At 75.5% G+C, this 11,405-nt stretch carries 13 protein-coding genes; 7 read left to right on the top strand and 6 right to left on the bottom strand.

What is annotated here, in order from left to right:
* Nucleotides 1-127: 127 nt before the first annotated feature.
* The 6 genes from ABD160_RS13600 (at nt 128) to ABD160_RS13575 (ending at nt 6,149) form a co-directional block, all read left to right on the top strand.
* Nucleotides 128-646, top strand: a complete 519-nt coding sequence (locus tag ABD160_RS13600; RefSeq protein ID WP_344022184.1) for an MSMEG_0572/Sll0783 family nitrogen starvation response protein — start codon at nt 128-130, stop codon at nt 644-646.
* Nucleotides 647-728: 82 nt separating this feature from the next.
* The gene (locus tag ABD160_RS13595) at nt 729-1,877 is read left to right on the top strand and encodes an MSMEG_0568 family radical SAM protein (RefSeq protein ID WP_344022182.1); all 1,149 of its coding nucleotides are present in this window, start codon (nt 729-731) and stop codon (nt 1,875-1,877) included.
* A gap of 3 nt (nt 1,878-1,880) precedes the next feature.
* Nucleotides 1,881-3,347, top strand: coding sequence for an MSMEG_0567/sll0787 family protein (locus tag ABD160_RS13590; RefSeq protein ID WP_344022181.1), 1,467 nt, complete (start codon nt 1,881-1,883; stop codon nt 3,345-3,347).
* Nucleotides 3,344-4,201 (top strand): carbon-nitrogen hydrolase family protein, encoded by an 858-nt coding sequence (locus ABD160_RS13585; RefSeq protein ID WP_344022179.1) that lies wholly within the window; start codon nt 3,344-3,346, stop codon nt 4,199-4,201. The genes ABD160_RS13590 and ABD160_RS13585 overlap by 4 nt, the downstream gene beginning before the upstream one ends.
* A 3-nt stretch (nt 4,202-4,204) precedes the next feature.
* On the top strand, nt 4,205-5,041 hold the full coding sequence (locus ABD160_RS13580; protein ID WP_344022177.1) for a carbon-nitrogen hydrolase family protein: 837 nt from the start codon (nt 4,205-4,207) through the stop codon (nt 5,039-5,041).
* On the top strand, nt 5,034-6,149 hold the full coding sequence (locus ABD160_RS13575; RefSeq protein ID WP_344022175.1) for an MSMEG_0565 family glycosyltransferase: 1,116 nt from the start codon (nt 5,034-5,036) through the stop codon (nt 6,147-6,149). The genes ABD160_RS13580 and ABD160_RS13575 overlap by 8 nt, the downstream gene beginning before the upstream one ends.
* Here the strand turns inward: ABD160_RS13575 and ABD160_RS13570 are convergent.
* The gene (locus ABD160_RS13570) at nt 6,118-6,282 is read right to left on the bottom strand and encodes a hypothetical protein (RefSeq protein ID WP_344022173.1); all 165 of its coding nucleotides are present in this window, start codon (nt 6,280-6,282) and stop codon (nt 6,118-6,120) included. The genes ABD160_RS13575 and ABD160_RS13570 overlap by 32 nt on opposite strands.
* A gap of 133 nt (nt 6,283-6,415) precedes the next feature.
* Between ABD160_RS13570 and ABD160_RS13565 the strand changes: the two genes are divergently transcribed.
* Nucleotides 6,416-6,601 carry a hypothetical protein gene (locus ABD160_RS13565; RefSeq protein ID WP_344022171.1) on the top strand — a complete coding sequence of 62 codons (186 nt, stop codon included), beginning with the start codon at nt 6,416-6,418 and terminating at the stop codon, nt 6,599-6,601.
* A 9-nt stretch (nt 6,602-6,610) separates the two neighbouring features.
* Here the strand turns inward: ABD160_RS13565 and ABD160_RS13560 are convergent, their stop codons facing one another.
* The 5 genes from ABD160_RS13560 to ABD160_RS13540 all read right to left on the bottom strand — a co-directional run bounded on the left by ABD160_RS13560 (nt 6,611) and on the right by ABD160_RS13540 (nt 11,357).
* A complete protein-coding gene (locus tag ABD160_RS13560) occupies nt 6,611-7,825 on the bottom strand; it encodes a PucR family transcriptional regulator (RefSeq protein ID WP_344022169.1) in 1,215 nt (404 codons plus the stop codon).
* A 43-nt stretch (nt 7,826-7,868) separates the two neighbouring features.
* A complete protein-coding gene (locus ABD160_RS13555) occupies nt 7,869-8,060 on the bottom strand; it encodes a ferredoxin (protein ID WP_344022167.1) in 192 nt (63 codons plus the stop codon).
* Nucleotide 8,061: 1 nt separating this feature from the next.
* On the bottom strand, nt 8,062-9,474 hold the full coding sequence (locus ABD160_RS13550; protein WP_344022165.1) for a fatty acid desaturase: 1,413 nt from the start codon (nt 9,472-9,474) through the stop codon (nt 8,062-8,064).
* 165 nt (nt 9,475-9,639) lie between these two features.
* Complete coding sequence (locus ABD160_RS13545) at nt 9,640-10,428, bottom strand: ABC transporter permease (RefSeq protein ID WP_344022163.1); 789 nt, start codon at nt 10,426-10,428, stop codon at nt 9,640-9,642.
* A complete protein-coding gene (locus ABD160_RS13540; protein WP_344022161.1) occupies nt 10,425-11,357 on the bottom strand; it encodes an ABC transporter ATP-binding protein in 933 nt (310 codons plus the stop codon). The genes ABD160_RS13545 and ABD160_RS13540 overlap by 4 nt, the downstream gene beginning before the upstream one ends.
* Nucleotides 11,358-11,405: the final 48 nt, after the last annotated feature.

Genomic DNA, 11,405 nt, shown 5'->3' with positions numbered 1-11,405 from the left:
TAGTCCGCCGACAACATTTCCGAAACGCGGCACTGGTGTCGTTGTCGGTGCCGGAGCCGGAATCGCTACTCCCGGCGTTCCCGCGAACCGTACGGAAAACCCGTCACATCATCGAGGAGCCGAGAACATGACCAGCGCCGAGCTGTCCGACGTCGAGAAGAAGAGCCTCGAGGAGATCCCGCACCCCTCGCTGCCCGAGGGTTCCAGCATCTACGGCGGCACCAAGGTCTTCCCCGACCTGCAGGCCGAGGACGGCGAGACCTACTTCACCCTGGTGCACGGCATCGCGCACGAGTCGTCGGTGAGCTTCGTGGCCGTGCTGCAGGCGACCCGCGCGCTGCGCAAGGGATTCGAGTCCGCCATGTACTTCTACGGGCCGGGCTCGCTGAACTGCCTGGCGACCCGCGGGTTCCCGACCACCGGCACGTCCGCGTTCCCCGGCGAGCACAACATCAACGACCAGCTGAAGACGTTCCTCGGGGAGGGCGGCAAGGTCTACTGCTGCCGGTTCGGGCTCTCGCTGCACGGCGCCCGCGAGGAGGACCTCATCGAGGGCGTCATCCCGACCCACCCGCTCGACGTCCAGGACGCGCTCATCCACTACGCCCGCAAGGGCGCGATCATCAACTCGACCTACCAGCTCTGAGGATCGCGGGTGGTTGTCGCGGCCGGATCGGCCGCCACAACCGCTCCCGAGCGCACACCGCCCGCCCCTGGAGGTCCGCCGCATGTCCGCTCCGTCGTCCCACGACACCGATCTCGGCCTGCAGGCCCGCGCCGAGATGGCCGTCCGCGGGGTCGCGATCGATCCCGACCCGGCACCCGCCGGGCGCGTCACCGATCTCGGGTCGTCGATCCCGCTGCGCCGCCCCGGCGGCGCCGGCCCGTCGGCCGACGGGCACGTGCTCGTCGACGGCCTGAAGACCACCGTCCCGATCGTCGCGGACTCGCCGTTCCGGCTGCGCGGCGGCAGGCTCGTCCGCAACGATCCCGGGGGCGGGATCACCGACATGGGCGTCGCCGTCGAGACCGTCGACCGGCCCGCGTTCTACGACCTGCGGACCGCCGACGGCGTCTCCTACGAGCAGATCGCCCGGCTGCACGGCAACGACGTGCTCGCCTCCACCGTCGTCCAGACCTGCGTGCGCTACGGCGAGGCCGACCGCTGCCGGTTCTGCGCGATCGAGCAGTCGCTGCGCACCGGCGCCACCACCGCCGTGAAGACCCCGGAGCAGCTCGCCGAGGTCGCCGAGGCCGCCGTCCGGCTCGACGGGGTCCGGCAGATGGTGCTCACCACCGGCACCTCCAACGGCCGCGACCGCGGCGCCCGGCACCTGGTGCGCTGCGTGCGCGTGATCAAGGCGGCGGTGCCCGGGCTCCCGGTGCAGGTGCAGTGCGAGCCACCGGCACCCGACGATCTCGCCGTGCTCACCGAGCTGCACGAGGCCGGCGCGGACGCGATCGGGATCCACGTCGAGTCCCTCGACGACGAGGTGCGGCGGCGCTGGATGCCCGGCAAGGCGACGGTCCCGCTGGCGCAGTACCGGCTCGCCTGGGACGAGGCGGTGCGGGTGTTCGGCCCGAACACCGTCTCCACCTACCTGATCGTCGGGCTCGGCGAGGACCCGGACGAGCTGGTCGCCGGTGCGGCCGGGCTGATCGCCGGCGGGGTGTACCCGTTCGTCGTCCCCTACCGTCCGATCCCCGGCACCCTGGCGTTCGACGACGGCGTGCCCGGTCCCGATCCGGCGCTGCTCGCCGACGTCACCGCCCGGGTCGCCGCCGAGCTGCGCGGCTCCGGGATGCGCGGCTCCGACCAGGCCGCGGGCTGCGCCGCCTGCGGGGCGTGCAGCGCGCTGTCCGCGGCGGGGGGCTGAACCGTGGACACCCACCTCACCCGCACCTCCCGCTGGATCGCCGACGAGCTGCTCGGCGGCCGCCCGGCGAGCCGGGCCGGCACCGCCGACCTGCACGTCACCGAGGCGCGCGCGACCGACGGCGACGACCGGCTGGTCGCGGAGTACCGGCGGCTGCGGCGCGCGGTGTTCTGCCGCGAGCAGGGCCTGTTCGCCGACTCGGCCGCCGCCGATCTCGACGACCACGACACCGACCCGCGGGCGGTCGTCCTGCTCGCCCACGACGGCGCCGGCGAGCTGCTCGGGGGTGTCCGGCTCGGGCCGGCCGCCCCGGACGGCCCGGACATCGGCTGGTGGACCGGCAGCCGGCTGGTCGTCGCGCCGGGTGCGCGGAGCCGGGCCGGGGCCCGGGTGGGCGCCGCGCTGGTCCGCGCCGCCTGCGCCCGCGCCGAGACCGCGGGCGCGCTGCGGTTCGACGCCGACGTGCAGACCCGCAACGCCGCCCTGTTCACCCGGCTCGGCTGGGAGCAGGTGCGGCACACCGAGGTCGCCGGCGTCGCACACCTGCGGATGCGCTGGCCGATCACCCGGGTCCGGGCGCTCGCGACCGCGACCAAGGCCCCGCTCGGGGCGCTGCTCGGCGCGCTCGGCCCGGCCGGGTTCGTCGGCGACGACGGCGCCCCGGTGCCCGGCACCGACCTGGTCGCCTGCTGCGACGCGATCGTCCCGGCGATGGTCGAGCGCGACCCGGAGTGGGCGGGCTGGGCCGGTGTGCTGGTCAACGTCAACGATCTCGCCGCGATGGGCGCCACCCCGATCGGACTGCTCGACGCGCTCGGCGCCCGGGACGCGTCGTTCGCGCACCGGGTGCTGTCCGGGGTGCGGGCCGCCGCCGACGCCTACGGCGTCCCGCTGCTCGGCGGGCACACCCAGCTCGACGTGCCCGCCGCGCTGTCGCTGACCGCGCTCGGCCGCACCCCGCATCCGGTCCCCGGCGGCGGCGGACGCCCCGGGCACCGGGTCCGGCTGACCACCGATCTCGGCGGCGGCTGGCGGCCCGGCTACGGCGGCCGGCAGTGGGACTCGACGACGACCCGCTCCCGCGCCGAGCTGTCCGCGATGGTCGGGGCGATCGGCCCCGCCGCGGCACACCGCCCGGCCGCAGCGAAGGACGTCTCGATGGCCGGCATCGCCGGGACCCTCGGCATGCTCGCCGAGGCGTCCGGCACCGGCGCGCTGCTCGACGTCGCCGCCGTGCCCCGCCCGGACGGCGCGAGCGTCGGCGACTGGTTCACCTGCTTCCCCGGGTTCGGCCTGCTCACCGCGGACGCCCCGGGCGCCCCGGCGCCGCAGGCCGGTCCGGCGGTGTCCGCCGTCTGCGGCGAGCTGGTCGACGGCGCCGGGGTCCGGCTGCGCTGGCCGGACGGCGAGCTGACCGACGCCGCACCCGACCCGGTCACCGGGATGGGCCCGGCGGGGGTGGCCCGGTGACCGCGACGACGTTCGCCGCCGCCGCCCAGGGCTTCGTGCGCGACCTGGAGGAGGACTTCGTCCGGGTCGCCGCGACCGTCGCCGAGGCGCGGTCGCGGGGTGTGCAGCTGCTCGCGCTGCCGGAGGCCGCGCTCGGCGGCTACCTGTCGTCGTTGCACGGCGACGTCGCCGACGGCCCGCCCCGGCTCGACCCGGACGGGCCGGAGATCCGGCGGCTCGCCGCGCTCGCCGGGGACATGGTCGTCACCGCCGGGTACTGCGAGGCCGGGGACGCCGGGTCCGGCGGGCTGCCGTACAACAGCTGCGTCGCCGTCACCGGCGACGGCGTGCTGGGCCGGCACCGCAAGGTGCACCAGCCGCTGAACGAGAACGCCTCGTACGCGGCCGGTGACCGGTTCGCCGCGTTCGACACACCGGTCGGCCGGATCGGCATGATGATCTGCTACGACAAGGCGTTCCCGGAGGCGGCCCGGGCGCTGGCCGTGGACGGGGCCCGCACCGTCGTGTGCATGTCGGCCTGGCCGGCGTCGCGCACCGACCGGGCGCCGGTGCTCGCCGAGGACCGCTGGGCGCGCCGGTTCGACCTGCACGACCGGGCCCGCGCCCTGGAGAACCAGATCGTCTGGGTCTCGGCGAACCAGGCCGGTACGTTCGGCGACATGCAGCTCGTCGGCGCGGCGAAGGTCGTCGACCCGGGCGGCGAGATCCTCGCCACCACCGGGCCGGAGGCCGGGCTGGCCGTGGCGTCGGTCGACGTCGACGCGGCCGTCGACGCCGCCCGCCGCTACATGAGCCACCTGCGCGACCGCCGGCCGGACGCCTACGGCCCCCGGCCCGTCGCCGCGGGGGTGTGAGCGGTGCGGGTCGCCGCGGCCGCGGCGAACTTCACCCGGGACGTCGCGTTCGATCTCGAACGCATCGGGGTGATCGTCGCGCACGCGCGGGAGGCGGGCGTCTCGGTGCTGGCGCTGCCGGACGGGGCGCTCGGCGGCTACCTGGACGACCTGCGCGTCCCCGATCCGGCCCGGGCCGACGGCACCGCGCTGCCGCCCGCGCTCGACCCGGACGGCCCGGAGGTGCGCGCGGTCGTGGAGCTGGCCGGGGACATGGTGGTGTGCCTCGGGTTCTGCGAGGCCGGCCCGGACGGCGAGCGCTACAACTCGGCCGTCTGCCTGACCGGCGACGGCGTGCTCGGCCGGCACCGCAAGGTGCACCATCCGGCGGGCGTCGCCGCGCTGTTCACCCCCGGCGACGGGTTCACCGCGTTCGACACCCCGGCGGGCCGGATGGGCATGCTGATCGACCACGACAAGACGTTCCCGGAGTCGGCCCGCTCGCTGGCCCTGGACGGGGCCGAGCTGGTCGCCTGCCTGTCCGCGTGGCCGACGTCGCTGACCAACCGGGCCCCGCGGATGGCGCAGGACCGGCAGGCCCGGCTGTTCGACCTCTACGACCAGGCGCGGGCCGCGGAGAACCAGGTGCTGCTGCTGTCGGCGAACCAGAGCGGGCGCAACGGCTCGCTGCACTTCCTGGGCCGGGCGAAGGTGGTCGGGCCGGGCGGCGAGATCCTGGCCAGGACGTGGTCGAAGGGCGGCCTGGCGGTCGCCGACGTCGACCCGGACGGCATGATCGGCGCGGCCCGGGCGGTGCTGCACCACCTCAAGGAACGCCGGCCGGACCTCTACCGTGGCTGACCGGCTGCGGATCCGGCTCTCGACGTACTCGACGAAGCCGCGCGGCGGGGTGGTGCACACCCTGGCGCTGGCCGAGGCGCTGGCCGCCGCCGGGCACGACGTCGCCGTGTACTCGCTGGCCCGCGGCGGCGACACCGGCTTCTTCCGGCCGGTCGACCCCCGGGTGCGGGTGCATCTGGTCCCGGTGCCCGATCTCGACGGCGAGCCGGTCGGCGCCCGCATCCTGCGCTCGATCGACCTGCTCGCCGACGCGCTCGGCCGGGCGCCCGGCGCCGGCATCCGGCACGCGCAGGACTGCCTGTCCGCCAACGCCGAGGGCCGCGCGCACGGCTACCGGACGCTGCTGCGGACCGTGCACCACGTCGACGAGTTCAGCACCCCCGAGCTGGTCGCCTGCCACGAGCGCGCGATCGCCTCCCCGGCCGCGCTGGTGTGCGTGTCCCGGGCGGTCGCCGCGGAGGTCCGGGACGGCTGGGGCCGGGACGCCACGGTGATCGGCAACGGCGTCGACGCGGCCCGCTTCGCCCGCGCCGACGGCGGTCCGTGGCGGGAGCGGTTCGGCCGCTACGTGCTCTCGGTCGGCGGGATCGAGCCGCGCAAGGGCACCGCCGACCTGGTCGAGGCGATGGCCCTGCTGCCCGGGCTGCGGCTGGTCGTCGGCGGCGGCGAGACGCTGTTCGACTACCGCGACTACCGGGCGTCGGTGCTCGCGCGGGCCGCCGAGCTGGGTGTGACCCCGGAGATCCTCGGCCCGGTCGACGACGACGACCTGCCCGGCCTGATGGCGGGCGCCGCCGCGTTCGCGTTCCCGTCGGTCAAGGAGGGGTTCGGCCTCGCCGCGATGGAGGCGCTCGCCGCCGGGGTGCCGCTGGTGACCCGCGACCTGCCGGTGCTGCGCGAGGTGTTCGGCCCGGCCGCCCGGTTCGCCGCCGATCCGGCCGGCTTCGCGGCCGGGCTCGCCGCGGCCGTCGCCGGGCCGGACCCGGTCCGGGAACGCGCCGGCCGGGAGCTCGCCGCCCGGCACTCCTGGACGGCGGCGGCCGACCGGCACGTCCGGCTGTACCGGGAGTTCGCCGCTACCGGATCTGCTTGTCCGAGCGCCCCTTGATCGCGCCGTAGGCCACCGTCCCGAGGAACGCCACCCCGGCCAGGACGGTCAGCCACACCAGACCCTCGATGATCACGCCGAGCACGGCGAACACCAGGTACACGGCGACGAGAAATCCGACGATCTTCCACATACCGGACAACGCTACGGGTTGTGGTGCATGATCGCCGCCCGGGCCGGGGTCCCCCGCGACTCGGACGTGAGCCGGACCACACCTATCCGGTAACGTGCACGTAACACGAGCCGCGTTCCGGAGGTGCCGCCCGATGTCCGAGCCGACGCCGTCCGCCACCGTCGTCCCGCTGTGCCGGGCGATCCGCCGCGACGACCTCCCGGGGGTGCACTGCCCGCACTGCGCCGCGCCCGATCCACGGCGCGGGCCCGCCGTCGTCCTCACCCTGCCGGTGGACTGCCTGATCAGCGATGACGACCTGCTCGCCGGGGAGCTCTGAGCGGGCTCCTCACCCCTCCCGCAACACCACCCGGCCCAGGAACCGGCAGGCCAGCAGCGCCACCTCGACGTCCGTCCGGCCCTCGGCGAGCGGCCGCCCCCGCACCTCCTCGGCCCGCCGCAGCCGGTACTGCACGGAGTTGCGGTGCAGGTGCAGCTCCGCGGCCGCGCCGGCCAGGCTGCCGCCGGAGCGCAGGTAGGCGTCGACGGTGGCGCGGAGCCGCTCGTGCGCCTCGTCGTCGATCGCGAGATCCCTCAGCACCTCCCGCACCCACGACGCCAGCAGCTCGACGTCGCCGCCGAGCAGCACCAGCGGCCCGAGCGCGGCGGCCGGGGTGACCGGGCGGCGGTCCGCCGGGTCGGCGGCCGCTGCGACCGCCTGCGCCTGCCGGGCCCGGCGGTGCGAGCGGCGGAACCCGTCCAGGCCGTGTTCCGGGGTGCCGAGCGCCACGAACACCTCGCCCGGGTCCGGCACCGGGTCGGCCGGACCGACCGGGCCCGGGTACCACGCCCACAGGGTGGCCCCGTCCGGTGCGACCACCAGCGGCGCCCGCCCGCCGCCCAGCGTCTCCCCGACGACCGCGACCGCCCGTTCCAGCGCCCGGCCGGGATCGGCCGCGTCGGACCAGAAGACGGCGGCGAGGTGCTCGCCGGTGACCGGGTGCCCGAGCACCCGCTCCACCTCGGCGGCGGTCCCGCCCCGCCCGGCCAGCACGGCGTCGACCATGGCGAGGCGGGCGGCGTCCCGGCGGCGCACCCAGCCGTCCCGCTCGGCCTGGTGCACCGCGACCATCGCCTCGGAGATCCGGTCGACGTAGCCGAACGCCACCGTCGACAGCTCCCCGACGGCGGCCGCGATCTCCCCGGCGCCCAGCCCGGCGTCCTCGATCCGGGAGATCAGCACCCGCTGGAACGCGGCCTGCCCGAGCCGGTAGGCGCGCAGCACCACGGTCACCGGGACGCCCTGCTGGGCCAGCCGCCGGGCGAACTCGGTGGCGGCCGGCGGGACCGGCGCGTCGTCCGGGTCGCCGCCGTCGGCGATGACCGCCAGCGCCCCCTCCAGCGAACCCTCGATCGTGCCGACCAGCAGCTCCCGGGACCGCGGGTCCCGGCCGAGGTCGGGCAGCCCGGCGTCGATCTCGGTGAGGACGTGCGCGGCGAGCGCGCCGACGTCGTCGCGGACGGTGCCCGCGAGCCGGGCCAGGGTGTCGGTGACCGGTGTCACGGGCGGCACCGTAGCGCGGGCGGCGGCCGTGGGCGGTGCGCGCTCACCCCTCCAGGCGCAGCGCCCGGGCCGGGCAGGCCTGCACCGCGGCGTGCACGTGCTCCCGGTCGGCCTCCGGCGGGTGCTCGTCGTGCACCACCACCACGTCGTCGGTGCCGATCTCGAAGTACCCGTCGGCCATGGCCTCGCACATCCCGTAGCCCTCGCAGGCGCCGACGTCGGCGACGATCCGCATCTCACACGCCCTCTCGGTCCAGGGCGACGAAGTCGACCTTGTCGCGGACCCCGCAGTCGGGGCAGGTCCAGTCGTCCGGGATCTCCGACCAGGCGGTCCCCGCCGGGAACCCCTCGGCCTCGTTGCCGGCGGCGACCTCGTAGACGTAGCCGCAGCCCGGGCAGCGGGTCGCGCTCACGCCGTCGGCCTGCTTCCGGCGGGCGGTGTCGGCCCGCTCCTGCGGGATCTCGTCGGCGGGCGGCGGGTACGCGGCGAGCAGCTTCTCCCGCTTCGCCGGGTACAGGTTCGCCAGCCGCAGGTCGCCGCGGTAGTGCGCGATCACCAGCGGATCCATCATCCGGCGGAACACCGGCGGCAGCAGGGCGACCAGCATCATCCCGGCGTAGCCGGTCGGCAGCACCGGGGCGTCCGGGAAGTCGCGCAGCGCCTGGAACCGGCGGGTCGGGTTCGCGTGATGGTCGGAGTGCCGCTGCAGGTGGTAGAGCAGCACGTTGGTGGCGATGTTGTTGGAGTTCCACGAGTGCGCCGGGGTGACCCGCTCGAAGCGGCGGCGGTCCGGCGGGCCGACCTTCTGCCGCAGCATCCCGTAGTGCTCCATGTAGTTGACCAGCTCCAGCAGGGTCAGCCCGAACACGGCCTGGACCAGCAGGTAGGGCAGCACGCCCCAGCCGAACAGCGCGATCAGCGCGCCCCACAGCACCACCGACATCAGCCAGGCGTTGAGCACGTCGTTCCCGATCCGGAACGGGTGCCGGTCGCGGCGGGCGTAGCGCTTGCGCTCCAGCCGCCAGGCGCTGGCCAGCGAGCCGAACACGGTGCGCGGCCAGAACCGGTAGAAGTTCTCCCCCATCCGGGCCGACGCCGGGTCCTCCGGGGTGGACACGCGGACGTGGTGGCCGCGGTTGTGCTCGACGTAGAAGTGGCCGTAGAAGCACGGCGCGAGCGCGATCTTCGCGGCCCAGCGCTCGACGTCCTCCCGCTTGTGGCCCAGCTCGTGCGCGGTGTTGATGGCGATCCCGGAGACGGTGCCGAGGGTGATCGCGAGCCCGATGTTGCCGATCGTCGGCGCCCCGGCCGAGGCGATGTACCAGATGCCGGTGACCAGGCCCGCGTACTGGATCGGCAGGTAGGCGTAGGTGACCCAGCGGTAGTACCGGTCCTCCTCCAGGTCGGCCATGATCTCGTCCGGCGGGTTCGTCGGGTCCTCGCCGGCGAACAGGTCGATCGCCGGGACGATCATCAGTACGACGATCGGGCCCAGCCACAGCATCACCGACAGCCCGGTGAGCTGGTGCAGCCCGATCGCGAGGAACGGCAGGACCGGGACGACCAGGCCCAGCAGCCAGGCGTAGCGCTTGCCGTCCTGCCAGGTGTCCTTCCCGTCCACCGGCTCTGCCAGCGGGTAGGTCTTCACGGCGGCTCTCCCTCGCGTCGGCTCTGACGGACGTGGGGAACGGTAGGGAGATCGCGGTCACGTTCCTTCGGTCCCGGGAACGAAGCTGCGCGCCGCGTTCGGTCCCGGTGCACAAAAGACCGGGTCCGGCCGTCCCCCTCGTGACGGCCGGACCCGGCTCCGGGCTCATCCCCAGCGGAACCAGCGGGCCGCCCCGGCCGCCGCGACGACCGCGGTGACGGCGAGGCCGGCCACCGCGCCGAGGTCCGGCGGCACCCCCCGCCAGGCGGTCCCGAGCACCTCCACCGTCGCACCGAACGGCAGCACCCGCCCGATCTCGGCGAGCGGGCCGGGCAGCGCGGACGGGTCCCCGAACATCCCGCCGACCGCCCCGGTGCCCAGGAAGATCACCAGGCCGACCGCGATCACCGCGTTCGTCGTCGGTGCCAGTGCGGCGACCAGCGCGCCGAGCGCGAAGAACGCCGCCGTCGCCAGCAGCAGTCCGCCCAGCGCGGCCCACGGCGACGCGGGCATCCCGGCGCCGAAACCGAGCACCGCGACCAGCAGCGCCAGCCCGATCCCGGCCATGGCCTGGGCGAGCCCGACGACGGCCTGGGCCACCAGCACCGGCGCCGGGCCGGCCGGGGTGACGCCGAGCCTGCGCAGCACCCCGCTGCGCCGGTAGGTCGCCAGGAAGCTCGGCACGTTGACGACGCCGACCAGCCCCAGCACGGTCGCCGCGGCGATCGGGATGCCCACCGCCTCCAGCGGGGTCCGCCCGTCCAGGGCCTGCGGCGGGACGTCCGGCATGGTCAGCCCGATCATCGCCAGGATCAGCAGCGGCAGCGCGAACGGGACGATCAGCCCGGCGGTGTCCCGGGCGACCATCCGCGCCTCGGCAGCGATCAGCGCGGTCCAGCCGGCGAGCGGCGTCCCGATCGGGCGGGCCGTGCGGGTCGTTTCCGTCGTGGTCATGCCGGCACCTCCGTGTCCCGGCCGGCCCCCAGCCGGCGTCCGGTCAGTTCCAGGAAGGCGTCGTCGAGACTCGGCCGTTCCTCCCGCAACCCGGTGGCGACGACGCCCTGGCGCACCAGCTCGGCCCCGACCGGCCCGAGCAGGTCGCCGGTCCCGGCGACGGTGACCTCCTCCCCCACCCGATGCACCTCACCGACCCCGGGCAGGCCGAGCAGCGCGCTCCGGTCGAACCCCCCGGCCGTCCGGAACCGCACCTGCTGCGCCAGCCCGGCCCTCTCGACCAGCCCGGCCGGTGTGGAGTCGGAGACCACCCGGCCCGCGTCGAGCAGCAGCACCCGGTCGCAGAGCCGCTCGATCTCGTCGGTCCGGTGGGTCACCAGCAGCACCGTGACGCCGTCCGCCGCGAGGTCGCGCACCACGTCCAGGATCCCGTCCCGGGACCGCGGATCGAGCCCGGTGGTCAGCTCGTCGAGGATCACCACCCGGGGCGCCCCGACCAGGGCCAGCGCGACCGAGAGCCGCTGTTGCTGGCCGCCGGAGAGCCGGTCGAACCGGGTCCCGGCCTGCTCGGTCAGGCCGACCGCGTCGATCAGCTCGGCGGGGTCGCGGCCGTTGCGGTGCAGTGCGCGGTGCAGCCGGACCAGCTCGGCGGTGGTGAGCATGTCGTGCAGCGCCGCCTCCTGCAGCTGTACCCCGAGCACCGCGCGGACCGCGCGCCGGTCCCGCCACGGATCGAGCCCGAGCACCCGGACGGTGCCGCGGTCCGGTCGGCGCAGTCCGGCGACGCACTCGACGGTGGTGGTCTTCCCGGCGCCGTTCGGGCCGAGCACCCCGGTCACCGAACCGGCCCGGACGGTGAACCCGACGTCGTCGACGGCCACCCGGTCCCCGTAGCGCTTGTGCAGGTCGTGCACCTCGATCGCATCCATGACACACACCCTGTCCGGCGGCCGGGCCCGCGGTGAGTGCCGGACGTC

It is taken from the genome of Pseudonocardia kongjuensis (genome assembly GCF_039526905.1).
GTDB classification, from domain to species: Bacteria; Actinomycetota; Actinomycetes; order Mycobacteriales; family Pseudonocardiaceae; genus Pseudonocardia; species Pseudonocardia kongjuensis.
Note: the sequence above shows the minus strand (reverse complement) of the source record. Positions and strands in the feature narration are given on the sequence as shown.